This is a genomic window from Pseudovibrio sp. SCP20, assembly GCF_057774105.1.
The window spans coordinates 15468-38603 of the sequence record NZ_JBYMDH010000002.1; the positions used below are offsets into that span (position 1 = coordinate 15468).

General features: G+C 52.7%; 20 protein-coding genes. 14 read left to right on the top strand and 6 right to left on the bottom strand.

Features of this window, described 5'->3' with window-relative positions; translation table 11 throughout:
* Positions 1 to 6: 6 nt before the first annotated feature.
* A complete protein-coding gene (locus tag AC3CB2_RS08515; protein ID WP_008548279.1) occupies positions 7 to 981 on the bottom strand; it encodes a hypothetical protein in 975 nt (324 codons plus the stop codon).
* Between the two features lie 370 nt (positions 982 to 1351).
* Between AC3CB2_RS08515 and AC3CB2_RS08520 the strand changes: the two genes are divergently transcribed.
* From AC3CB2_RS08520 to AC3CB2_RS08535, 4 genes are all read left to right on the top strand, one after another.
* Complete coding sequence (locus AC3CB2_RS08520) at positions 1352 to 1663, top strand: hypothetical protein (RefSeq protein WP_008548361.1); 312 nt, start codon at positions 1352 to 1354, stop codon at positions 1661 to 1663.
* Positions 1664 to 1686: 23 nt separating this feature from the next.
* The gene (locus tag AC3CB2_RS08525; protein ID WP_352932981.1) at positions 1687 to 2124 is read left to right on the top strand and encodes a cysteine rich repeat-containing protein; all 438 of its coding nucleotides are present in this window, start codon (positions 1687 to 1689) and stop codon (positions 2122 to 2124) included.
* Between the two features lie 405 nt (positions 2125 to 2529).
* Positions 2530 to 2802, top strand: coding sequence for a hypothetical protein (locus AC3CB2_RS08530; protein WP_352932979.1), 273 nt, complete (start codon positions 2530 to 2532; stop codon positions 2800 to 2802).
* A 40-nt stretch (positions 2803 to 2842) separates the two neighbouring features.
* The gene (locus AC3CB2_RS08535) at positions 2843 to 4621 is read left to right on the top strand and encodes a M10 family metallopeptidase C-terminal domain-containing protein (RefSeq protein WP_352932976.1); all 1779 of its coding nucleotides are present in this window, start codon (positions 2843 to 2845) and stop codon (positions 4619 to 4621) included.
* 60 nt (positions 4622 to 4681) lie between these two features.
* Here the strand turns inward: AC3CB2_RS08535 and AC3CB2_RS08540 are convergent, their stop codons facing one another.
* On the bottom strand, positions 4682 to 5266 hold the full coding sequence (locus AC3CB2_RS08540) for a DJ-1/PfpI family protein (protein ID WP_352932974.1): 585 nt from the start codon (positions 5264 to 5266) through the stop codon (positions 4682 to 4684).
* A gap of 238 nt (positions 5267 to 5504) precedes the next feature.
* Here AC3CB2_RS08540 and AC3CB2_RS08545 point away from each other — a divergent pair, with 238 nt between their 5' ends.
* Positions 5505 to 5981: a hypothetical protein gene (locus AC3CB2_RS08545; protein WP_352932972.1), complete on the top strand. Its 477-nt coding sequence runs from the start codon at positions 5505 to 5507 to the stop codon at positions 5979 to 5981.
* A gap of 48 nt (positions 5982 to 6029) precedes the next feature.
* On the opposite strand, the gene gltS is transcribed toward AC3CB2_RS08545, so the two are convergent.
* Positions 6030 to 7247, bottom strand: coding sequence for a sodium/glutamate symporter (gene gltS / locus AC3CB2_RS08550; RefSeq protein ID WP_054783047.1), 1218 nt, complete (start codon positions 7245 to 7247; stop codon positions 6030 to 6032).
* Positions 7248 to 7450: 203 nt separating this feature from the next.
* Here gltS and AC3CB2_RS08555 point away from each other — a divergent pair, with 203 nt between their 5' ends.
* Complete coding sequence (locus AC3CB2_RS08555; protein ID WP_008548816.1) at positions 7451 to 8269, top strand: class I SAM-dependent methyltransferase; 819 nt, start codon at positions 7451 to 7453, stop codon at positions 8267 to 8269.
* A 162-nt stretch (positions 8270 to 8431) separates the two neighbouring features.
* Positions 8432 to 9394 carry a 2Fe-2S iron-sulfur cluster-binding protein gene (locus AC3CB2_RS08560; protein ID WP_352932970.1) on the top strand — a complete coding sequence of 321 codons (963 nt, stop codon included), beginning with the start codon at positions 8432 to 8434 and terminating at the stop codon, positions 9392 to 9394.
* Positions 9395 to 9401: 7 nt separating this feature from the next.
* Here the strand turns inward: AC3CB2_RS08560 and AC3CB2_RS08565 are convergent, their stop codons facing one another.
* Both AC3CB2_RS08565 and AC3CB2_RS08570 read right to left on the bottom strand, forming a co-directional pair.
* Complete coding sequence (locus AC3CB2_RS08565; protein ID WP_008548206.1) at positions 9402 to 12320, bottom strand: putative bifunctional diguanylate cyclase/phosphodiesterase; 2919 nt, start codon at positions 12318 to 12320, stop codon at positions 9402 to 9404.
* Positions 12321 to 12516: 196 nt separating this feature from the next.
* Positions 12517 to 12981, bottom strand: a complete 465-nt coding sequence (locus tag AC3CB2_RS08570) for an RrF2 family transcriptional regulator (RefSeq protein WP_208608943.1) — start codon at positions 12979 to 12981, stop codon at positions 12517 to 12519.
* A gap of 333 nt (positions 12982 to 13314) precedes the next feature.
* Between AC3CB2_RS08570 and AC3CB2_RS08575 the strand changes: the two genes are divergently transcribed.
* The 6 genes from AC3CB2_RS08575 to AC3CB2_RS08600 all read left to right on the top strand — a co-directional run bounded on the left by AC3CB2_RS08575 (position 13315) and on the right by AC3CB2_RS08600 (position 20384).
* On the top strand, positions 13315 to 14649 hold the full coding sequence (locus AC3CB2_RS08575; protein WP_352932967.1) for a methyl-accepting chemotaxis protein: 1335 nt from the start codon (positions 13315 to 13317) through the stop codon (positions 14647 to 14649).
* Positions 14650 to 15084: 435 nt separating this feature from the next.
* Complete coding sequence (locus AC3CB2_RS08580; RefSeq protein ID WP_174519176.1) at positions 15085 to 16431, top strand: substrate-binding protein; 1347 nt, start codon at positions 15085 to 15087, stop codon at positions 16429 to 16431.
* A gap of 221 nt (positions 16432 to 16652) precedes the next feature.
* The gene (locus AC3CB2_RS08585; protein WP_008548700.1) at positions 16653 to 17681 is read left to right on the top strand and encodes a branched-chain amino acid ABC transporter permease; all 1029 of its coding nucleotides are present in this window, start codon (positions 16653 to 16655) and stop codon (positions 17679 to 17681) included.
* A gap of 4 nt (positions 17682 to 17685) precedes the next feature.
* On the top strand, positions 17686 to 18840 hold the full coding sequence (locus tag AC3CB2_RS08590) for a branched-chain amino acid ABC transporter permease (RefSeq protein ID WP_008548761.1): 1155 nt from the start codon (positions 17686 to 17688) through the stop codon (positions 18838 to 18840).
* A gap of 12 nt (positions 18841 to 18852) precedes the next feature.
* Positions 18853 to 19608, top strand: coding sequence for an ABC transporter ATP-binding protein (locus AC3CB2_RS08595; RefSeq protein WP_008548698.1), 756 nt, complete (start codon positions 18853 to 18855; stop codon positions 19606 to 19608).
* Positions 19605 to 20384, top strand: coding sequence for an ABC transporter ATP-binding protein (locus tag AC3CB2_RS08600; RefSeq protein ID WP_008548317.1), 780 nt, complete (start codon positions 19605 to 19607; stop codon positions 20382 to 20384). The genes AC3CB2_RS08595 and AC3CB2_RS08600 overlap by 4 nt, the downstream gene beginning before the upstream one ends.
* 187 nt (positions 20385 to 20571) lie before the next feature.
* Here AC3CB2_RS08600 and AC3CB2_RS08605 read toward each other — a convergent pair whose 3' ends face one another.
* Positions 20572 to 21567: a hypothetical protein gene (locus AC3CB2_RS08605; protein WP_352932964.1), complete on the bottom strand. Its 996-nt coding sequence runs from the start codon at positions 21565 to 21567 to the stop codon at positions 20572 to 20574.
* A gap of 211 nt (positions 21568 to 21778) precedes the next feature.
* On the opposite strand from AC3CB2_RS08605, the gene AC3CB2_RS08610 reads away from it, so the two are divergent.
* The gene (locus AC3CB2_RS08610; protein WP_352932962.1) at positions 21779 to 23110 is read left to right on the top strand and encodes a cyclic nucleotide-binding domain-containing protein; all 1332 of its coding nucleotides are present in this window, start codon (positions 21779 to 21781) and stop codon (positions 23108 to 23110) included.
* Positions 23111 to 23136 lie beyond the last annotated feature (26 nt).

Below are 23136 nucleotides of genomic sequence, written 5' to 3' on the forward strand. Positions count from 1 at the left end.
TGCAAGCTACTTCTTGCCAGCTTTGCCTTTTGGCGGAGCTTTGGGCTTTGGCTCTTCTTTGAAGCAGGCTTTCATCTTTTCAACTTCAGCCTTCAGCTTTGGAATGTCAGAACGAACAGATTTAACCTTGCCGTTCTTGAGAGCTGCGTCGACTTTGGTCATGATTTTGTTTGCAGCTGCTTTGTGCTTGTCAAAGTCCAGCTTTTTCTGCGGATCGGCCAGTGTCGCAAGTTTGCCAGAAAGCTTCTTGATTTCTTTGCGCGCATCTTCAACTGCGGCCTGATACTGCTTCTTGCGCTTCGCAATTTCCTCGCTGTTGCCAGGCTGCAGATCCAGCATCACGGTTTTGGCTTCTTCCAGTTCCTCTTCTGCTTCAAGGAACTTGTCCGCTTCCAGTGTCTTTAGGGTCTGATCAAGGCCTGCCTTGGCTTCCTCAAAGATATCCTGAAACTCTTCGCGCGCGTTGTCGTCCTGGATCTTATCTTTTTCCTTGCCCAGCTCTTCCAGCTCGGCTTTTGCTTCATCAATCTTGGCGCGTAGCTCTGCAAATGCCTCTTCCGGATCTTTTGCTGAGGAGTAATAAGCCGCTTCCAGTGCGTCCCTCATGAACTCCAGCTGGTCCACCGCATCTTTGAGTGCATCACTTGCACCGCCCCTGCCCGCACCGGCCTGGGCCTTATCGATGTTACTGTCTACGGCAACGTAGGCCTGATCGAAATATCGCAGCTGCTGTGCCAGATCGCGGTCGAGCTTGGCCTTGCCCTCGATCTCAGATCGTCTGGCGTAGGTGGCATTCAGTGTTTTTCGGAGATAATCAACATGCTCTGCAACTGGCGTTTTGCCATCAATGCGCAGGTTTTCTTTCTTGGGGCGGTCGAAGTTTGTTTTGGGTCCATCCCATTTGAGATTACAAGCGCTTAGGACTTCTTCAACCCATACATCAACCTCTGGAGAGATTGTTTGTTCGTCTACGTCAGACATATAGCAACTCCAGGTCAAAGGCGGTTACTGCTCAAAATTTTGCGGCATTATGCTTTGCTTCGAGCCATTTGAGTTCAGATTCCCTTGTTTGAGTGAAAACGGTTTGAAAGAGATGCCTCAAGCTTTGGGCAAACTTGAAGTGTTTGCCCCATGAAGCCTTGAGGCTGACTTGAAGCGAGGCCTCCCCCACCACTTTCAGACCCCAGATGGCTAAAACGCGATTGCGTGCCGCAAGAGAACCCTAAGATTTGTGCCCAAGCATCTGCGCAGGCGCGAAAGCCATTGGCTGACGCGATTGGCGACAAAACCAGTGCAGCTGTTGATGTGCCTGGTCTGGTGCCGATGACCGCATCAATAAAGGGAAACAAACATGCGACTGAAGTTACTCGCAGCAGCAGTTATTGCCGGTTCACTCGGCTATACCAGTCAACTCGACTTTGCGGAGGTTCCAACGGGCGTCTCTCTCTTCTTTGGCATTGGCAAAGCCAACGCACAGAACCCGCAAATCAATCAGTCCCGACGCGTCGCTCGCCGGACTTCACGCAGAACCTCCAGACGCACCAATTACCGCCAGTCTATCTCGGGCTGCACGCCTTACAACTCCTATTACAATTGCGGCGGCGTTTATTACCGGCCTGTCGTGCAAGACGGTGTGACCGTCTATGTGGTTGTTAATCCTTGATTTTACTGTTTTGGAGATCTGATATGATGAAATCAGTTGGCACTGCTTTGCTCGGCGTTGGCCTGATGTTTGCCGCCACCAGCTTCAATGCATCCTCACAGGATGCGGCCAGAGGAGTGTTTCAGGCCTGTGAGCCGGAGATCAAAGCTCATTGCAGCGAGGTAACACCCGGTGAAGGACGCATCTTCGCCTGCATGTACGCCTATGAAGACAAGCTGAGCGCCAAATGCTCTCATGCTATTGATGATCTTGCTGATGCAATGGACTTCCTGTTTGCCAATGCCAATGAGGCTCTTGCAATCTGCGCACCCGACATTGAGGCACAATGCTCAGAGACAGAGGTAGGCGGAGGCCGCATTCTGACGTGCCTGAGTGAAAAGCAAGACAAAGTCGGTGCTGAATGTAAGCAAGTGATTGATATCTTCAGCGAGAAGTTTGGTTTGAAGGATGACGGCTCCTAATAGTCTGCATGAGTTGCTGGGCGAGTTGATCCGCTTGCCCAGCCTCCTGCTTTCCAGCTTTTTCTAATGAAGAAAACTAAGCCGGCATACTTTCCGCGAAACAATATTATCTGCACGACGCATGTTTTGTTATAAAATAATGCACGATAAATCTGCCTAATCTATCGATCGCGTCAGAAGACTGATGAATAATGCCTTTTGCATTTATTCCCTTAAAGATAATTCGTTTTTCTGACGCTACGTCAGTTGATAGAAAAACTGCGTACGCATGATCATTACATAAATTGTGGGAGGTCATCGGTAGGAGCCATTTCTGCCGGTCATGGATCATTGTTGCTTGTTGCCTGACCAGTGTTTTGTTCTTCTCTGACGATCTGTGAGCTTTTGACCTGGATGCTGTGACACATGAAGACCACCAGATTGTTTTTTGCGATTGTTGTTTTCTGTTTTTCCGTTTTTGGTGCGAAAGCCTCCATGCCGGTCAATCCTGACCGGCCCTACTCAGAAACCACCTGTTCCTATGCCATTGAACGATTGAAGGAGGCTGTGGCTGGCAGCCCTTTGCAAAGTCGCAAAGAGCAACAGCGGACTGTTCAATACGCCACTGAGCAAGTGGAGCGTGCGTGCCTGGAAGATGCTGGGCGGACGGACAAACCACCGAAGCCCCAGCGGAAATGAACTCATTCATCTGAATGTCCATTTTAAGCTGGAGAACAGAATGACAAATCTCTACGAGACCAGAGATGCCGCAGACGACGCGTCAACATCCTACCGTTTGAGGGACACGGGGCAGGATGCGCAGGGCACTCAAGACAATATATTCGAGACGGTTCAAGGCACCATTTCCAACGATGGCGACCACGACTGGTACAAGGTTGAGCTGGTCGCCGGGCAGACCTACACCTTTGCTGTCATTGGAACTTTTGATGGCGAGAGCCGATTGGTAGACCCATATCTGCGCCTGCGCGATGCAGAGGGCAACCTGTTGGTGGAAGACGATGATGGCGGGCCGGGAGCCCATTCCAGCATCACCTTTACCGCAACCACCAACGGTACCTACTACCTTGATGTGGCAAGCTATGGGGAACAGGGAACCGGACAGTATGGCCTTTCTGTCGTGGAGGGCGACAAAGCGTACTATGATGGCAACATGGGTGCCGGTGCCTTGCTTCGTCCGGGGCTTTCCTGGAGTGGACCGGGCACGCCTGCGACCGTGACCTATGGGTTCCGTGAGAACAACAACGGGGTTGAGGACACGTTTGCCCACGTGACAGATGCGCAGATTGCCGCCATTGAGGGTGTGCTGGCATCCTACTCTGAGGTGGCCAACATCTCGTTTGAGCGGGTGAACCCAGAGGGTTTCACCGATGATGCGACCATTCTGTTTTCCAACTACCACTCCACCACGGATGGGGCTGGTGCCTATGCCTACTATCCGGGTTCAGCGGAGGCTGATGCCTATGAAGGAGATGTGTGGCTGAACACAAACAGTGTCTCCACCGACGAGCTGCCGACTGGCTCTTACAGCCACTTTGCAGTGATGCATGAGGTTGGCCATGCGGTTGGGCTGGCGCATCCGGGGGATTACAACGCCGGACCGGGTGTTCGCATCACCTATGATGATCATGCGCAGTTCCGGCAGGATACGCAGCAGTATTCCGTGATGAGCTACTTTGATGAGAGCAATGCGGACTCCAACCTTGGTTACGGCGGTTTTCCGGATACTCTGATGCCGCTGGACATTCTGGCACTGCAGCAGCTTTACGGTGTGAACACCACCACCCGTGCGGATGATACGGTGTATGGCTACAACTCCAACGCCGGCGGCGTCTATGACTTCTCCGAGGGTATGCCGAGCGCTCTGACCATCTGGGATGCTGGCGGCAATGACACCATCGATATGTCTGGCGCTGGTAAGGTGAACCAGACGATCAGCCTAATCGACGGTTCATTCTCCAACGTGGGCGGCGGCCTGAGCAATCTGGCGATCGCTTACAATGCCGTGATCGAGAATGCCATTGGCAGCGGTGGGAATGACACCATCATCGGCAACGCGGCTGGCAATACGCTGACAGGTAAAGCTGGCAATGACACGCTGATCGGCAATGGCGGCAAAGACAAGCTGATTGGCGGAAATGGCCATGACACCCTGCGCGGCGGTTCTGGTAGCGACGTGCTGAAAGGTGGTGCCGGAGACGATACACTGGATGGCGGTTCCGGGGCAGATAAGCTGATCGCCGGAGCTGGTGATGATACGCTCACCGGCGGTTCTGGCTCTGACAACTTCTGTTTCTTCAACGTGGGTGGTGATGACACCATCAACGACTTTGAACTTGGCAATGATCTTATCTCCATCAAGAGCCACATGGCGGAGTTTGCGAACCTGACCATCTTTGATGATGGCGGGGACACCGTGATCACCTTTGGCACCAACTCCATTTCTCTGGTGAACGTGGATGCTGCGCTGCTGAGCGAAAGTGACTTTGCTTTCGTGTAAACAGCCAAATCTGGTCAGTGCCCCTCCAACCCAGGGCACTGGCTCAGCTTTTGAGATAACTTAGGCAACAGCGGGCTCTCTATACTCTGCCGACAGCATACCGTTGAACTGTGCGATGGCTTCGTCATTCAGCCCAGCGGCCCGGAATACAGCTGCGGTGAAGGATACAGGCGCCGTGCCCGGAGCGGTGATGATGTTTTGATCTACGACGGCAGCCGGTGTTTGTTGAAAGTGCTCTGCACCAGCATAGCTCTTCACATTATGCTGCAAAAACTCGGCGTTGTTTGACGTGTGTGCCACCTCATTGAGCAGGCCCGCTCTGGCTAGTGCCAGTGTGCCACCGCAGATGCCTGCAACCGCAACACCGCGCTGATGATTGGCTCGCAGCAGATCAGCAACATCCGGCACTTGGTCAGTTTCCCAAATGGTGCCGCCAACAACAACGATGACGGATGGCCCAAACGCTCTGATCTCATCCAGCTTGCGCGAAACAACGGCAGGGAGGCCGCCCATGGACCTCACAGTCCCAGCCTGCGGCGTGAAGAACTCAACCTGCATACCGAAATAAGGACCGCCTGTTCCTGCAATCAGCGCATACTCCCAATCCGCAAAGCCCTGTGTGAGGATCACTGCAATCTTCGTCATTTCCAATAGCCTTATGTGTAATCCGTCCAATGGAATGTCTTGATCCAAATCATTTTGTTCATTATATGTTCCAATTCTTGTCCTGACTACCCTTTTCTTCTCAGGACAGCTAAACCGATGCCACCTCATCCCTTTACGCAAATTCCTTTGATCTAAACTATCACGCCCTTTCTTTGGGATTTTGGAATGCCTCGAGATGTGCTGCGTTAGTGGTCACCGTCTGGTTGGGGAGGCCTAAATGAGGCAATGGAAACTTCCTGTTCAGGCTGCAATCGCGGCGCTGATGATGGGATGTGCCACGATTGTTGCCTTTGCAGTTGATGGAAAACCACCACAGCATTATCCGGAGCTGGTTGGGCAATGGGTGGTGATCAAAAAGGATGCCGTATATTGGCATCGCGACATTCAAACCCAGGAAAACGGACCATCGCATCTGCGGATCGACGAGCAGACTGGGCCTGTGTTGGAAGGAGTGTTTTTCTGGCAAGTTAGCCCCGGCTCAGGTCGCGATCATGATGGGCGAAGTGAGGTGTCTAAGTCCAAAGAGCCCGTGATCGGGATGATCGGCTGGGACGGAGCTTCAATCACGCTGGTGGAGCATCCGGATACGGGTACGATGCAGGGGCGCATGATCAACTCGGACACCATGGAGCTGGTGCACTATGAGGCTGGGCCTTACGCAACCATCTCGCGTTATCTGCTCGTTCGGCCTTAGCTAACATCTGGATCACTGCGATCTTACATTGACCTGGCAAGGGAATCCTCAAAGGGCGATCAGGTTTGAGATCACCCAGGTGTTCATCAGGTCGATGAAGAAACCGCAGGTTAGCGGAACGATGAGGAATGCCTTGGGCGATGCGCCGAACTGGCGAGTGACGGAGGTCATATTCAACACGGCGGTTGCTGTTGACCCGAGGGCGATACCGCCGAAGCCGGCGGAGATGACAGCGGCGTCATAATCTTTACCCATGGAGGTGAAGACGATGAAGATGGCATAGCCGACTGCCAAAGCAATTTGCAGGGTCATCACCAGTGCGACGAAGCCCATGAATTGCCAGACGACCAGAAGGTCCATGGTCATCAGTGCGATGCTGAGGAAAATACCGAGGCTAATGTCGGAGATCATCGCCATGCCTTTTTCGCGGCCAACGTTGTCGTAGTTGCGGAACAGCAGGCGGCCAGTGTTGTTGATAATAATGCCAGCAACGAGGATTGGTACGAATACCGGAATAACGACGCCTGCTTCCTGCAGGCCGAGGTAGATCATGTAGCCGATGAAGATGGCCATGTTGATGAAGAACACGGCGCCGAGAACGTCGTAATAATGTAGGTTTAGCTTGCCGTCGTCCTTGAAGTTCTGGCCGACAGCCTCATCAGTGCTGAGGGAACCGGCGAGTTTGTGTCGGCTCATAAGGAACTGGGCGATGGGACCACCGATGATACAGGCAGAGACAATGCCGACGGTGTTGCAGGCAATACCGATTTCCTGTGCGTTTTCAACGCCGAGTTCAGTAGCAAATATAGGCGCCCATGCCAGAGTGGTGCCTACACCGCCAGAAAGAGAAACCGACCCGGCGATGATGCCGGTGTGGACTGGGTAGCCGTAGAAGCTGGCAGCCCCCATGCCGACGAAGTTTTGAATGCCGAGGAAGACTGAGGAGATGATTATCAGGATCACAAGGGGTTTGCCGCCCGTTAGGAGATCGCTGACTTTTGCGCGTAGGCCAATGGCGGCAAAGAAGTAGATCAGGAAGAAATCAATCGGTTCAGTCGAAAACTTGAATTTGACGCCCCACCACACCGTCAGCACGGTGACGAGGATTGCACAGAGCAAACCGCCAGCCAGCGGGTCAGGGATTGTCAGCTTTCGCAGGGCTACGTTTTTTCGAACAAGCTCTCGCCCGACAAACAAAACAAGGATTGCGATCGTGATTGTCGTGAATGGATCAATCTCAATAAGCTCGGGTTGCGCAGCTTCCATGCGGGCCTCAACTGTTCTCCAGCCTTGGTTCTATCAGTTCAGCCTCACTTCCCGTTTAAAAGTGAACTGCGTATTTTAATCGGGGTGATCCGTTTTATTTACTCTGATGCGGCAACAAAACCTTTTGTGCTGCGTAGATTTTCGAGAAGTTCTTGTGTAAGGAAGAGCGTCAATTTCAATATTACAGCGGCTCAACTGTCACCATGACACAACTAGACAACGAAGCACTTGCCGAAGCATATAACCGGGCTTTGGACTTGGAAAAAGCAGGCAAGTTTGACGAGGCCGCTGAGGCCTACAAGCATGTTCTGGAGTTAGATCCTGAAGATCATGGTGGCGTTGCGGTTCGTCTGGCAAGCATGGGCAAAGGTGCTTCCCCAACCAAGGCACCGGATGCTTATGTCAGCACGCTGTTTGATCAGCATGCAGAAGTGTTCGACATGGTTCTGGTGGATCAGCTTGGGTACTCCGTGCCGCTGATGGTCCGTGACAAAGTTGAGAAGCTGGAGCTTGGGCCGTTCAAGCGCTTGCTCGATCTTGGTTGCGGTACTGGCCTTTCAGGTGAAGCCCTACATGATCTGGTGCCCCATAAAACCGGCGTAGATATTGCTGAAGGCATGGTTGAGGTTGCGGACGAAAAGGAAATCTACGACGACCTTTACGTGGGCGAAGTGGTTGAGTTCCTTAAGGTTGATGAAGAAGAACGCTGGGATCTCATCGTCGCAACCGATGTGCTGCCTTACATGGGTGAGCTGGAAGAGTTCTTTGCCGGAGTTGCTGAGAACATTGAAGACAAAGGCGTTTTTGCATTTTCGTCAGAAACATTGCCAGCTGAGGTTCTGGGCGAGCAAAACTTCATGGTTGGCAAGTACCATCGGTTTGCCCATGCAGAGAGCTATGTGCGGAACCTGCTGGATAAAAACGGCTTTTCTGTTCTTGATCTGTCACCAATCATCGTGCGCTACGAGCAAGGTGAGCCTGTGCCGGGCCATCTGGTGATGGCGAAATATGATAAGGGCTGAGCGGAGATAAAATAACTTCACAAAGGCGCGTGACTATTAATTGTTAAAATTGTATTAATGTCGCGAATGACTTAGATTTCCCACTAGGAAATAAGCGTGTAGTTAGATAACCTGCACAACCTTAGATACGTAGGCCACATTTGTGGAGCAACATGGGTGCCCATGACCAGTCTCAATATCAATGGCAAATCAATTGATGCCAAGCTTGGTGAAACTCTTTTGGACGTCGCCGAGCGTGGTGGACTAGCTTTACAATGTGACTGCGGGAACATCACCTGCGAAAGCACACGCGTGACGGTGGTATCCGGCGAGGTTGAGGCGAATGGCACTCGGCTGAAAAGCACAGTGCTTGCCTGCAAGGCGACGGTTGCGGGGGATGCAGAGATCAAGCTGCCACCGTCTTCTGAGCTGCAATCACTCAAGGGGCATGTTTCTGCAATTCGTCAGGTCTCTGATGACCTTATTGAGTTGCGCCTGAGCTTCACCAAGCCGATTTCCTGGCGTCCAGGCCAGTATTATCACGTTGAGTTTCGAGGTCAGGAACGGGTGAACATGTTCGCCAGCTTTGCGCTGGATGCGGGCACTGAGTTCAACACGTTGATTTTCCTGATTGAGCGGGCGAACACGCCAGATCTCTTCGCGATGATCGTGAAGAAAGGGGACGTGAAAGGCCGTATTGGCATTACCGGCCCTTATGGTTCATCTTTCCTTGGGCATGATGATGAGCGACTGATAATGATTGCCGGGCCGAACAGTCTGGCGCCGATCTGGGCGATGGCTCTCAGCTCCGTTATGGGTCAGCCGCGCCGTGAGAAGGTACTCATTCTCGACAAATCTCTGAAGCAGGATCAATTTCAGCAGGTGTTTAACTGGCTGAACCGCCGCGGCTTGCAGCCAACCTTTGTTGATCTGCAGAGTGACAATGCCGAGGCAGAGCTGAAAGCGCTGCTACCAGATCTGACTGAGTTCGACATGGTGTACACCGCTGGATCTCATGGGTTTATTGCAGGTCTCGAAAGCATCTTCATCGAAGCACAGGCGACTTACGCCCGTATTCCAAACTTCCAGCCGTGGCATGAGCTTGAAGCACAGTCAGACGACGCTTCTGCCTTGGAACCAGCTTAATAGCGCTTTAGCCAGCAGCCTTTTTCGTTAGCTTGGAGCTGTTCACCTGCTCTTCGAGTGGGATGCCGCGTGCTTCTTCCAACAGCCAGAACAAGGCCTGATTTGGTGGTGCTGGTTTGCCGAAGTAGTAGCCTTGGGCTTCGGTGCAGCCTTCCCGTTTCAATTGCTCCGCAATCTCTTTACTTTCAACACCTTCTGCCGTTGTGGCGATGCCGAGGCTGTTTGCCAGATCGATGACTGAGTTCACGATGAAGTAGGCGTCTTCATCCTTGCTCATGCTCATCACGAAGGAACGGTCAACCTTGATGCGATCAAACGGGAACCGGCGTAGCGTGCTCAGGGATGAGTAGCCTGTGCCGAAGTCATCCATGGAGATCTTCACGCCGCTTTTCTGCAGTTTGGCAAGGGTTTGGCGTACGCGCAAATGGTCAGCCAAAAGCACAGTTTCTGTTACTTCCAGCTCCAGACGCCCTGGGTCCAAGCCGGTGCGTGCCAACACGTCATCGACAACAGGCAGCAACTGCTCGCAATAGATCTGACGTGGGGAGAGATTTACGGCTAGGTTCACCCGCTTTGGCCAGCCAGCGGCCAAAGAGCACGCCTCATCCAGCACCCATGCGCCGATTTCGAGGATCAGGCCGGTTTCTTCTGCCAGCGGAATAAACTCAAACGGCGAAATGAAGCCGTAGCGTGGATGGTTCCAGCGCAGGAGTGCCTCAAAGCCGGAGATTTCACCTGTTGCCAGATTGACTTGCGGCTGGAAGTAGACCTCCAGCTCACGGTTTGCAGTGGCTTTGTAAAGGTCGGTGATGAGGGTCTGGCGCTGTTTGATTTTGGCTGCCATATCATCTTCAAAGAAGCGGAAGGTGTTGCGGCCATCATTTTTCGCCTGATACAGCGCGAGGTCAGCGAAGCGGATCAGCTCGTCAACATTCTGATGCTCTCGGCTGAACATGGCGATACCAACACTTGCGGCGACAACGATCTCGTGCCCTTCCAGGAAGCACGGAGAAGCCACGACTTTCAGCACTTCTTTGGCGAGCTGTTCCAGTTGCTCTCGGGAGGCAGGCAGCTTGGAGAGGATGGCGAACTCATCCCCGCCAAGACGGGCGACCATTTCTTTGTTAGTCACTTTTTCTCGCAGGATTTTAGCTACGTGGACCAAGAGCTTATCGCCAACAGCGTGGCCCAGAGAGTCATTGATGGTCTTGAACTCATCAAGGTCCATCCAGAGAATGCCGAAGTGTTCGTCCTGCTCCAGTGCAGCCTGCTTCATTTCCTGTAGGCGCTCGTTCATCAGCAGGCGATTGGGCAGTTTTGTAAGGGCATCGTGGGTTGCGAGGTAGCTCAGATGGTCGCTGATGCGTTGTCGGTCGGTGATATCTTCGAAAATCGCCACCCAACCGCCGCCATCCTGAGGTTCAAGCGTCATCAGAATGACCTGCTCGCTTTGCAAAGTCAGGGTGAATGTGCTTCGAACGGTGCTGGGCCAGTGCTGTTGTGCGACTGAGTTTTCGCCTTCGGCCTCCAAAAACTCCTGCGCCAATGGCATGCATTGGACCATTTCGTCCCATGTCATGCCGATTTTGCCCTCACCCTGCTCACAAGCGAAGATATCGTCAAAGCGCTGATTGAACACGATCAATCTTTTCTGTGTATCGAACATACACAATCCATGGGACATGTTGTTCAATGCAGCGTCGAATAACGTATTTTGCTTCACCAATTCCTGCTCTTGCTTGCGCAGTTCCTTGTTCTTTCGCTGGATATTGAGGCGCAAACTATCACGCTCGCGAGCGGAGGCCTGAAGCACTTTTACGGCTCTGGCGATCTCACCCACCTCGTCCATTCTTCGCGTGCCTTCCACCCGCACATCAAAGTTGCCGCCTGCGACGTCAGACAGAGCATCAGCGATACGTTGCAGTGGCTGGGACATCTTGCGGGAGACAAATAGGGCCACAATGAAGATGATGAGACAGGCTGTGAAGCCAAGAACGATAAGTCTTTCAAAGGTTTGCGAGCTGGTTTCTTCCCCGACATTGCGTAGGCGTTCTTGTGCATCGAGGAGAACTTCCAAAGGCTTGAATGCGCAGATGACAAGGGGAGACGGGCCGTTGTCGCAATACTCGAAGGCGGTGTTTAAGATCTTGAGTTTACGAAGATTTTCCGGCATTTGCAGAGCTTCGACCGGGGCATTGGGAGAGGCGCCGACGAGTTTGTTGTTGTAGAAGATGGCGATCTCAGCACCGGAGATCTTACTGTACTCATCGATCACGCCGGAGTTGAAGGGGAACCATCTCTGAGCGACAAGCGCCCCACGCCACTGTGTGCCGGGATCGATGAGCGAAGAATAGAGCACCTGAGAGACACCAGCATCCGGTTCTCCGGGGAGCAGCGGGCCGAACTGGGTGGCAGGTAGCAGCGTGTATCGTACAGCGGGGCCAGTGCCAGTGGACGGGGTCCATACGGTGCTAAGCGATTGTTTTAGATGGACTTTGAGCAACTGCTTCTGGATCAAACCTGGATCAGCGCGCTTGGAGGCGCCGACAATCTGGCCGCGATAGTTCAGCAGGATAATAGCATCGAGCGGGGTGCCCTCCTGCACCAGCGAGAGGATGTTGACGTCACCTGCCCAGACCCGGGTTTCTGCGGCTTTCACGATGTCACCGCGCTCGCCGATGGCGGAAAGGCTGGCTGCGGTTTCGGATAGCTGAGACTGAATACGGTGTCTGACCAGCGCCACGTCACGCTCCAGCGTGGTCGAGAACTGATTGACGGCGATCTGGGAGAGTTGCTCGCTTTGCAGCTGGAGGGTTCTTTCCCATTGAATTACAACGAGAAACGTCAGTGCGAAATAGGATAAAGCTATCGCGACAACAGAGATGATTGCGAGTTTCAGAGAAATTGAGTGCCGGACTCGTCTCATAGAAATTGCCTGCGCCGAACAGTTCGCTATTCGCCAAATGCACAAAAACCCCGTGCGTGCGGGCACAGAGGTCACATGAACAAGGTTTGATTGTCGCGGAACTGTCTTAAGCAGGCGTGAGCACTACGAAACTATGAGTTTTGTCGGTTAATGCTCACGAAAGCAGGTTGGTTAAATGCACTTAAAATACATTAGGCTAGGCGGAAAGCTCGACCTTACGTTCGATATTTGACTCCACACTCGTTCTGATTTCGTCTGCGTTTTCAATAATCTGCGTCAGGTTAATAGCATCCAGTTCTTCCATGAAGGAATCCAGCGCATGCTTGAGTTTACCTCTGAAACGGCAGACGCCTTCAAGCGGGCATGGTTTGGATGGACTGCAGGCAAAGCACTCTACGAGAGCAAAATTATCTTCAACATTCCGAATGAGTTTGCCGATGTTGATGGAAGCGGGTGCGTGAGCGAGCATGAGGCCTCCCAACCGCCCTCGCCTGGATTTGATGTAGCCTTTTCGGTTTAAAATCTGCACGACCTTGGCGACCTGCGGACGCCCACTGTTGGTTGCCTCAGACAAGCGGTCAATCGTCCACTTGTCGTTCCGGTTGACAGCCATGAGCATCAGTATGCGTACTGCTACATCTGTCATCCCAGTTAATTTCATAGGTACCTCGACCTTACTCTAAAGCTGAAATTGCTTCATCGAATTACAGTTAATAAAAACATTTGGGGTATTATTTTTATTGATGGACACCGGTCATATACTACAAAAGAGCAGTACTCGCATGGGAACATTGATCTCCATCAAAAGTTATCAAAATATAAATACAATTACCAACTACGCACATTCGAACCATTACGCCAAGGTAATTAGAATTTTGCTTCTATACTTAGCGTAAATAACTTTTTTCGCGTTTTTTTCTTTCGTGACCCCAGTATTTCCTTACGTAATAACTGAAAGAAACGAAAACTATGATTTGATAAATACGGACTTTTAATGAGCGAAACTATCGATGATCGGTTGAGATATCACAGTATATCTTCGACGGAATTGGAAGAACTTGGAAACTCTCAAAACATCATTATGGCGATCATGCCAGAGGTCTTGGATGAGTTTTACAGGCATATACGAAACTTCCCGGAAACTCTGAAGTTTTTCAAAAATGAAGCGCATATGCAGCATGCGCGGGAGAAGCAGTTTGAGCACTGGCGACTAATCAGCAGTGGCAAGCTGGATGAAGACTATGCTCAGTCCGTGCAGCGGATTGGCAGAGCGCATCAGAAGCTAGGATTAACGCCGCAATGGTACATCGGCGCTTACAGCCGATTGGGAAATCTGCTCAACAGTGCGCTGCTGGAATACTTGGGTGGCCGGTTGTTTTCGCGGTCCAGCAAGGCCAGCCGGAACCTGCCGGGCATTCTGAACAAGGTGATCATGCTGGATATGGATCTGGCACTGGCGGTTTATGAGCAGACAGGCGCGGATGAGCGTCGTGAGTTCCTGACTGATCTGGCAGAGCACTTTGAAGGTTCTGTTGGGCAGGTCACCTCCTCCATTGCCAGTGCAGCGGATCAGCTGCATGGATCTGCGGTTTCGCTTTCCGGCAACTCTGAGCACACCAACCAGATCAGCTCCAGCGTGGCAGCTGCTTCTTTAGATGCTTCCCAGAATGTGGAGGCGGTGCGCAGTGCGACGGAGGAGCTGGGGACTGCTATTTCTGAGATTGCTGAGCAGGTTCACAAAACCACAATCACGGCCTCCAACGCGACGGATGCTACGACCAAAGCATTCCAGCAGGTCAACCATCTGTCGCAAGTGGCTGTCGAGATTGGTGATATCATTGATTTGATTACCCAAATATCCGAGCAAACTAACTTGCTGGCCCTCAATGCAACCATTGAAGCTGCACGTGCTGGTGAGTTGGGTAAAGGCTTTGCCGTTGTCGCACATGAGGTGAAATCACTCGCCCAGCAAACAGCGAACGCCACCGTACAGATCAGCGACCAGATCTCTGGGATTCAGGAAAGTACGAATGAATCGAAAGAGGCGATCTCTGAGATTAAGGTGATCATTGAAGAAATGAGCTCCAGCGCCAACGCCATTGCCAGTGCGGTGGAGGAGCAAGGCATCGCAACACAGTCCATTGCGATGAACATTCAGGATGCGGCCATGGGCACCAGTCAGGTCTCTGAAAGCATCGGTCAGGTACAGCGGGCGGCGGATGAAACCGATAAAACGGCTTCAGGTGTTTTGGATGCTGCACAAATTTTGTCCAATCAGGCCGCTGATCTTCGGTCTTCTGTTGGCACATTTCTTGGCAACCTGAGATAGAGCGGCTTTCGCACTTGCATTAGCTGCATCACAAAAAACTGGTGTTTGTCTTTCATTGATAGGACAAACACCAACACCACATATGCAATAAGCACTTTTAGCCGTTTTCTATAGAATATCAGTAGATTGCAGTTTTCAATCTCACCTTCCCTAAACTGTACAAATTTCACCTTAGTCACTTTTGCAGTGCAACACCGATCAAAATATCATTTAGACAAAAGAATTACAGCAAATAATTGAATCTTACTTGTTATTAACCTTTGGTTTAAAAACCATAAGTCGAATTGCGATTCATTATACTACCGAACTAGGCTTTCCTTTGCGTGAGCTGACGTAACTGTTTTTCGTGAACAAGGAACAGTGATGGCAGCGGGTTCTTAGGAGGACGGAGCCCTCTCACGTCATTTCGGGCATTTTGCCCTTCGGGAGGATTTCATGAGCATTATTCGTAGGCCGATGAATCGGCGTAGTCTATTGAAGGCGGGTGCAGCCAGTGGTCTGGTTCTCGCTACTCCAACAATTATTAGTCGCAGTGCATGGGCAGAAACCAATTTCCGCAATGACCCAACAAACTCCAAAAGCGTTACGTTTGGTTTCAACGTGCCGCAGACCGGCGCATATGCTGATGAAGGTGCAGACGAACTGCGCGCTTATCAGCTGGCTGTAAAGCACCTGAATGGTGATGGCGACGGTGGCATGCTGAACACCATGAAGCCGCTTTCTCTGAACGGTAATGGGGTTCTTGGCAAGAAAGTTGAATACGTCACCGGTGATACTCAGACCAAGTCTGACGCTGCGCGTGCATCTGCCAAGCGCATGATCGAAAAAGATGGCGTTATCATGTGGTCTGGTGGCTCATCTTCCGGCGTGGCGATTGCTCAGCAGTCTCTGGCGCAGGAAATGGGCGTTGTCTACATGTGCGGTCTGACCCACTCCAACGACACCACCGGCAAAGATCGTCGTCGTTATGGCTTCCGCCATTTCTTCAACGCTTACATGTCCGGTGCAGCGCTTGGCCCGGTGCTGAAAAAGGAAATGGGTACTGATCGCCGTGCTTATCACCTGACAGCTGACTACACCTGGGGCTGGACGCAGGAAGAGTCCATCGCCAACACCACAGAAGGCCTTGGCTGGGAAACCGTCAACAAAGTCCGCACTCCGCTGGGTGCCGGTGACTTCTCCCAGTACATCGCGCCAGTTCTGAACTCCGGTGCGGATGTTCTGATCCTGAACCACTACGGTAAGGACATGATCAACTCGCTGACACAGGCTGTTCAGTTTGGTTTGCGGGACAAGGTTGTGAACGGTAAGAACTTTGAGATCATCGTTCCGCTGTACTCCCGCCTCATGGCGCAGGGTGCAGGCGAAAACATCAAAGGCATCTATGGCACAACCAACTGGAACTGGTCCTTGCAGGATGAAGGTTCCAAGGCCTTTGTTAAGTCGTTCGGCCAGGAGTATGGCTTCCCACCATCTCAGGCTGCACACACCTGCTACGTTCAGACACTGCTTTATGCAGATGCCTGTGAGCGTGCAGGAACCTTCAATCCAGTAGAAGTCATCAAGGCTCTGGAAGATCACCAGTTCGACGGCATGGGTAACGGTCCAACCCTGTACCGCGGCGCTGATCACCAGTGCTTCAAGGACGTGCTGGTCGTGAAAGGTAACGAGAACGCAACCTCTCAGTTTGACCTTCTGGAAGTTGTTGAAGTTACACCTGCATCTCAGGTCACCTATGACCCAGAGATCTTTGGTGGCGAGCTTGGGCCTTACAAGGTCTAACAGCACCTCTTGCCCGGCTGCACCTCCTATGCAGCCGGGTAATGGCTCCTGCATGAACCTGTACCTGTTCCGCAGTGGATGCCTCGCACCCTCTCACGGATTTAAAGAGACTTGCCGTCAAACTGATCAGGCAAAACGCTTTAATCTTTTGTTTTGGCGTATCTTTTCCGATTACCGGTTTCTATTTTTTCGGGAGTGCGCCCTAAAAGGGAGAAGAGCGGATGGACGCCATCGTTCTTCAAATTCTCAACGGCCTGGATAAGGGCGGCGCCTACGCTTTGATTGCGCTTGGGCTTACGCTCATCTTCGGCACGCTTGGGGTTGTGAACTTCGCCCACGGGGCTTTGTTTATGCTGGGCGCCTTCTGCGCAGTGGCATTCAACCACGTCATCAGCCTTGAAAAAGTTGTTGTCGACCCAACCAAAACAACCGCCTGGGGAACGCCACTGGAGATCCGGGTGCCCTATCTGGAATCCTGGCTGGGCGATACAGGCGCGACGATGCTGAACTACTCAGTTCCATTGTCCATTCTGCTGGCCATTCCGGTGATGCTGCTTGTTGGCTACATCATGGAGCGCGGCCTGATCCGCCACTTTTACAAGCGCCCGCACGCTGAGCAAATCCTCGTAACGTTTGGCCTTGCCATCGTGCTGCAGGAGATTGTGAAAACCTATTTCGGTGCAAACCCGATCCCACAAGCTGCTCCTGATGTTGTGCGTGGTGCGATGGATCTGGGTGTTGTGCTGGGCTTTGATCCGGGCACTGTTGTCTATCCGCAATGGCGTATCGTTTATCTGTTCTTTTCACTGAGCGTGATTGGGGCGGTGTTTGCCTTCCTGCAGTTCACCACCTTCGGCATGGTTGTGCGGGCCGGTATGGCTGATCGCGAAACAGTTGGTTTTCTGGGCATCAACATTGAGCGGCGCTTTACGCTGGTGTTTGCCATTGCGGCGGTGGTCGCGGGGCTCGCCGGAGTGATGTACACGCCTATTCTTCCGCCAGACTATCACATGGGCATGGACTTCCTTGTGCTGTCGTTTGTGGTGGTGGTTGTTGGCGGCATGGGCTCCCTGCCCGGTGCGGTTTCGGCTGGTTTCCTCCTTGGGATCTTGCAGAGCTTTGCGAGTATGAATGAGGTGAAGACCATTCTGCCGGGCATCGACCAGATCATCATCTATCTTGTTGCAGTTATTATCCTTCTGGTTCGTCCGCGTGGACTTATGGGCCGCAAGGGTGTGATGGAGACCTGAGCCAATGACGACTAACATTTCTCCTCGCTCCGACCTGCTCATGTTTGTTCTGTTTGCCGCTGCAATCCTGACCATGCCGCTGTGGCTGGCACCGATTGGAGCCGGTTATCCGGACCTTTTGCAGAAGTTTGCAATTTTCGGCCTGTTTGCTCTTGGCTTCAACCTGCTGTTTGGCCTCACCGGCTATCTCAGCTTTGGTCACGCAGCCTTTCTGGGCATCGGGTCTTACGCCGCGGTCTGGAGCTTCAAGTTGCTGGGTATGAACCCACTTCCAGCACTGCTCTTTTCCGTGGTGTTTTCCAGCCTCTTTGCGGTGGCAATTGGCTATATTTCGCTGCGCCGATCAGGGATTTATTTCTCCATTCTGACGCTGGCCTTTGCGCAGATGAGCTACAATCTGGCTTACTCCGTGCTCACCCCAATCACCAATGGTGAGACAGGTCTGCGTGTGTTGCAGTCTGATCCACGGTTGTTTGATGGGGCATCCGCCTCTTCTGGTCCGCTCATTTCCAACCTGTTTGGCATTGAGATGACTGGTTACTCAGGCTTTTACTTCTGCGCAGTGCTGCTCATTATCGGGTTTTACATTTCGCAACGTATCTTCCGCAGTCCATTTGGGATGATGCTTCGTGCTGTGAAATCCAACCAAAACCGCATGAGCTACACAGGCTTGAACACGCGGCCTTACACGCTGGCTGCTTTCGTTATTTCCGGCACGTTTGCTGGTGTGGCGGGTAGCCTGCTGGCTGTGACAGATCCATTGGCTGGTGCAGAGCGCATGCAGTGGACGGCATCTGGTGAGGTGGTGTTGATGACCATTCTGGGCGGGGCTGGCACGTTGCTTGGGCCGATCCTGGGTGCAGGTCTCATCAAGTACTTTGAGAACATCTTCTCGGCCTACAACGAGCAGACATTGCATGCGATTTTCTCGTTCCTGCCTGATTTCATGGAGGGACCTGTGGTCAGCATTGCGAGCCTGTTTGTGGGTGAAGGATGGCACCTGACGCTTGGCCTGCTGTTCATGGTGATTGTGATCTTCCTGCCGGGTGGCATCATGGAAGGCTTTAACCGGATCTCCAAGATGTTCCGTGGCAAGCCTTCACGCCGGAAAGGCGCAGGTCGTTCGCATGCACCAGCATCAGCCAATGCTGCGGAATAAGGGGAGGCAACCATGGAAATTCTTAGTGTTAAGGGCGTGAATAAGCGCTTTGGTGGCCTCAAAGCTCTCAATGATGTGAACCTTTCCATCGAGCAGGGCAACGTACATGCCATCATTGGTCCCAATGGCGCGGGCAAGTCCACCTTGCTCAACTGCTTTGTGGGGCGGCTGATCCCTGATACCGGGTCTGTGACCTTTCTGGGTAAGGATCTGATCGGCGCAAAGCCGCATGAGATCAATCAGGCGGGCGTGTCCCGTGTGTTTCAGACACCAGAGATTTTTGGTGATCTGACCCTGCTGGAAAACGTGATGATCCCAACGCTGGCCAAACGGGATGGCGCGTTCACCATGAATGCATGGGCTCGTGTGGATGGCCAAGCGGAGATCCGCGACAAGGCCATGCATTTGCTTGAGGATGTGGGACTTGCCGAGAAAAAGGACATGACGGCGGACTCGCTTTCTCGCGGTGATAAGCGGCGGTTGGAGTTGGCGATGTGTCTTGTTCAGGACCCGAAGCTTCTGCTGCTCGATGAGCCGACGGCGGGGATGTCCCGCGCGGACACCAACAACACCATTGATCTGCTGAAGCGCATTGGTGAGCGTGGCATCACCAAGATCGTAATTGAGCATGACATGCATGTGGTGTTCTCCCTCGCCAGCAAAATCAGCGTTCTGGCGCAGGGCACCGTGATTGCTGAGGGACAGCCGGAGGACATCAAGGGCGATCCGCGCGTTCAGGAAGCTTATCTGGGAGGGGCGCACGTATGACCATTCTCGAAGATCAATTCAAAGGCGCAAAGGCTCCCGGTGTTTCGCCGGTTCGTTCCAAAGGCGGTGCTCCGGCGTACTTCTCTGCCTGGGATCTGCATGCGTACTATGGTGAAAGCTATATCGTTCAGGGTGTTAGCTTTGATATTCGTGAGGGCGAAATCCTTGCGCTGCTGGGGCGCAATGGTGCTGGCAAGACTTCGACCTTGCGTGCGATTGCGCGTGCCAGTGACCCGCAGCTGACACATGGCGAGATCTGGCTGGACCACAAACCGATCCACGAGATGCCGAACTATATGGCCGCTCAGAATGGCATTCAGTTGGTGCAAGAGGATCGCCGGATCATTCCGGGGCTGACGGTGGAAGAGAACCTGCAACTGGCTCAGATTGCCGAGCCACATGGTTGGTCTATAGAGCGGCTTTACGATCACTTCCCTCGCCTTGCAGAACGCGCCAAGCAGGAAGCGGTGACCATGTCAGGCGGTGAGCAGCAGATGCTGGCTGTGGCCCGCGCGTTGGCCCGTGATGTGAAGCTGCTGTTGCTGGATGAGCCTTATGAAGGGCTTGCTCCAGTGATCGTTCAGGAGATTGAGCGCATTCTTGAGAACGTGAAGGAGCTGGGCATCACGACGATCATCGTGGAGCAGAATGCGGTTGCGGCGCTACACCTTGCAGACCGTGCGGTCATTCTGGACATGGGCGAAGTGGTGTTTGATGGCACGGCACAGGAAGTGCTCGACAACGAAGAGCTTCGACAGGCCTATCTGGCGATTTGAGGCGTCAGCTCCACAAAAGCAGTTTGGGCTAGAACTGAGTCTGCAACTTGCTTTGTTTTACAGCGAGATTTCCGGGCGTTCTTCAGCATGTCCGGAGTCCCGATCAAGTTCCCCCAAGGGCTATTGACCCTTTACCTGAGCCAGAGGATTCGTTCCTCTGGCCTTTTTCTTTTTCAGCGGCGATTTCTCAAAGTGAATTCAGGAACTGCTGATAGCTCATAGGCTCCAAACGGGTTGGTTCATTGCCCGCAAAACGGTCCAACCAGAAGCTGAGGTAGAGACTGGAGAAGTCGAAGGTCTCGTTCAGAATGCGCTGTTTTTCTTCCAGCAGGCGCTCCTCAGTTAGCTCACTCCATTCCTTCAGAACTACAACGGGCAAACCTTCGTACAACGGGTTCAGGCTTGAGGATTTGACGATGGGAATGGCGCCGAGGAAGAGGGCTTCCCATGTGCGATGGCAATCCATGCCCTCCCCGAAAGGGCTGATGGTGAAGAGGAACTGAGCGTTTTTATGCCATGACAGTTCGCGGGGGAGATGATCGTTTTCGTAATAGGCGACGGTCTCATCAGCAACTTCCATCACCTCCGCACGATCTCCCCGATGCGCGGCGTGGTGCCAGTTGCAGTAGCCGCGGAGTTCACGGTCTTCCAGAGCTGGCGCCTCAGCAACAACAGCGCGCAGACGCTCTTCCTGCTCCAGCGGTGTTTGGAAGGTGCCCCATGCGTGGGATTTGCGGGCGGTCATGGTGTGGTAGTCCAAGCCAATGGGCAAGTTGAAGACCTTCTCGTGCTCAATGGCAAGATTCTGCGCATACCACGCGATGAGGAGCGGGTGAGACAGCAGGTTTTTCAGATCAAGTGAGGACAATGTGTTGGGCAGTGTTGTATCTGGCCCGATGGGCAGATCACTGTCTCCACTTAATAACACGAAAGGTTCGCGGATGTGCAGCAGTTTGGTGCGCACGAAGTCGGGCAAGGCATCTGTGGTGATGTAAAGCGTGGCCCCTTCGCGATGGTGCTCCAACAGGTCTTCATCCAGCTCAGGTACCGAGGATTTTAGTTTACGGTTCCGGCCGGTGCAGCTTTTGGCAAGGCCTCTGCTGGAGATGAACTTGCAGTGGTTTTCCTCTCTGTCTCGCGGCATCCATTGATAGGATTTGTAGTGCAGCAATGATAAGACCAAGCAACCCTCCCCTGCCTTTTGGATATCTAAGCGTGCTGCATTGGATGGCGCCACTCCGAAATCTTTCCCGTAATTTCCAGAGATGCGGGTTAAAACCCTGAAGCTTGAGGCATAATCACTTCCGTAAACCAGAGCCGTTTTGGGAACACACTGTCGAGTTGAATGGAATTTGAGAGATCCCATTGGTGCAGGATTACCATGATTTACCAAAGTGCATGCAGGATGGGATGGGCACGGTAAACTCCACGGCACTGCTGATCAGCCCAGCGTTTTACTGAAAGAAGGCCCGTGGATGCGCTTCCTGTCTCAGCGCGATGTCGAACAATCCTCTAAGAAAGCGAAGTCACCGCTTGAGGTGAGCTACGGCAACATCCCGCGGCATCGCACACAGCTGCATCAACGCCTTCTGGATCTTGGTCTTCCCACACAACCCGTCATTCGCGAAGTGCTGGATTGCGCTCAATACTTCTCTCTCAAAGCACATGAAAATCTACTTGTTCAAGATCAGAGTGCAGATCGGTTCTTTATCATTCTGGAAGGGGAGCTGGAGGTCATCAAAGTCGATCAGGATGGGGCTGACACGGTTCTTGGGCACCTGAAGGCCGGTGATGTGGCCGGAGAGCTGGCGTATATCCGCGCCCATGTTGGGCCGCAGCGGTATATTGCGACGGTTCGGGCCAAGCGGGATACGGTTGTTGCCTCGTTGAGCTGGAACCGGTACGGCACGCTGCCCACTTCAACGGAAACCAACTCCATGCTGTTCCGCTATTTTGCACGGCAGGCAGCACATCAGTTGGAGCAGACCAGCTCGCGGGTGCTGGAAGAGATTAAGATCCGGTCGCGGCGCTTACAGGCTTACGCGGTTTTGCTGGTAGCGAACATGATTGCCATGTCGTCGTTTGCGCTATTTATCAGCCTCTACAAAAGCACCTTTGATGATTACGGCTATGGCTTTATTGCCATGACGATTTACAGCCTGAGCTTAAACTTCATACTGGCTGCGATCCTGTTCTACATCATGAAGAACCTCTATCTGCCACCGCGCATATTCGGGCTTGAGTTCACGCATCTGCCGAGCCAGTTCGGCTATGGGCTAGTTATGACCATTCCAATCATTCTGGTGATGGCAGGTGTTCGTTATATCGTTCACCCCTCAGAAGAGTCCTTTTCCTTTTACTTCCTCAGTCATCAGGTCCAAGGGCCATTTATGGGATGGCCGGAGTTTGCCTTTGCTATTTTTTATGCGCTGGTGATGTGTCCAATCCAGCAGTTCATCGTGCGATGTGGCATGCAGGTTCCTGTGACTGCTGCACTGGGGCCGCATAAGATCTCCTCTGTTTTCTGGGGCAATTTTGCTGCTTCCGTTGCCTTCTCCATCATCCACCTGCCCTACTCCAAGCTGGCCGTTCTGCTGACATTTATGGTGAGTTTTTATTGGGGGCTGATGTTCCAGCGGCGGCGATCCTGGATAGCTGTTTCAACCAGTCATGCCATTGCGGGGCTTGCTGCGTTTTACTGGTTCGCCCTGCTGCGCATTGCATAGAAAAAGGCGCCCGAGGCGCCTTCTCC

Excerpts from the sequence above, each read along its gene's own strand:
- AC3CB2_RS08535 (WP_352932976.1), top strand. The coding sequence starts at position 2,843 with ATGACAAATCTCTACGAGACCAGAGATGCCGCAGACGACGCGTCAACA.
- AC3CB2_RS08540 (WP_352932974.1), bottom strand. The coding sequence starts at position 5,266 with ATGACGAAGATTGCAGTGATCCTCACACAGGGCTTTGCGGATTGGGAG.
- AC3CB2_RS08590 (WP_008548761.1), top strand. The coding sequence starts at position 17,686 with ATGACGACTAACATTTCTCCTCGCTCCGACCTGCTCATGTTTGTTCTG.
- AC3CB2_RS08545 (WP_352932972.1), top strand. The coding sequence starts at position 5,505 with ATGAGGCAATGGAAACTTCCTGTTCAGGCTGCAATCGCGGCGCTGATG.
- AC3CB2_RS08515 (WP_008548279.1), bottom strand. The coding sequence starts at position 981 with ATGTCTGACGTAGACGAACAAACAATCTCTCCAGAGGTTGATGTATGG.
- AC3CB2_RS08525 (WP_352932981.1), top strand. The coding sequence starts at position 1,687 with ATGATGAAATCAGTTGGCACTGCTTTGCTCGGCGTTGGCCTGATGTTT.
- AC3CB2_RS08575 (WP_352932967.1), top strand. The coding sequence starts at position 13,315 with ATGAGCGAAACTATCGATGATCGGTTGAGATATCACAGTATATCTTCG.
- gltS (WP_054783047.1), bottom strand. The coding sequence starts at position 7,247 with ATGGAAGCTGCGCAACCCGAGCTTATTGAGATTGATCCATTCACGACA.
- AC3CB2_RS08555 (WP_008548816.1), top strand. The coding sequence starts at position 7,451 with ATGACACAACTAGACAACGAAGCACTTGCCGAAGCATATAACCGGGCT.
- AC3CB2_RS08585 (WP_008548700.1), top strand. The coding sequence starts at position 16,653 with ATGGACGCCATCGTTCTTCAAATTCTCAACGGCCTGGATAAGGGCGGC.
- AC3CB2_RS08570 (WP_208608943.1), bottom strand. The coding sequence starts at position 12,981 with ATGAAATTAACTGGGATGACAGATGTAGCAGTACGCATACTGATGCTC.
- AC3CB2_RS08565 (WP_008548206.1), bottom strand. The coding sequence starts at position 12,320 with ATGAGACGAGTCCGGCACTCAATTTCTCTGAAACTCGCAATCATCTCT.
- AC3CB2_RS08580 (WP_174519176.1), top strand. The coding sequence starts at position 15,085 with ATGAGCATTATTCGTAGGCCGATGAATCGGCGTAGTCTATTGAAGGCG.
- AC3CB2_RS08530 (WP_352932979.1), top strand. The coding sequence starts at position 2,530 with ATGAAGACCACCAGATTGTTTTTTGCGATTGTTGTTTTCTGTTTTTCC.
- AC3CB2_RS08600 (WP_008548317.1), top strand. The coding sequence starts at position 19,605 with ATGACCATTCTCGAAGATCAATTCAAAGGCGCAAAGGCTCCCGGTGTT.
- AC3CB2_RS08560 (WP_352932970.1), top strand. The coding sequence starts at position 8,432 with ATGACCAGTCTCAATATCAATGGCAAATCAATTGATGCCAAGCTTGGT.
- AC3CB2_RS08520 (WP_008548361.1), top strand. The coding sequence starts at position 1,352 with ATGCGACTGAAGTTACTCGCAGCAGCAGTTATTGCCGGTTCACTCGGC.
- AC3CB2_RS08595 (WP_008548698.1), top strand. The coding sequence starts at position 18,853 with ATGGAAATTCTTAGTGTTAAGGGCGTGAATAAGCGCTTTGGTGGCCTC.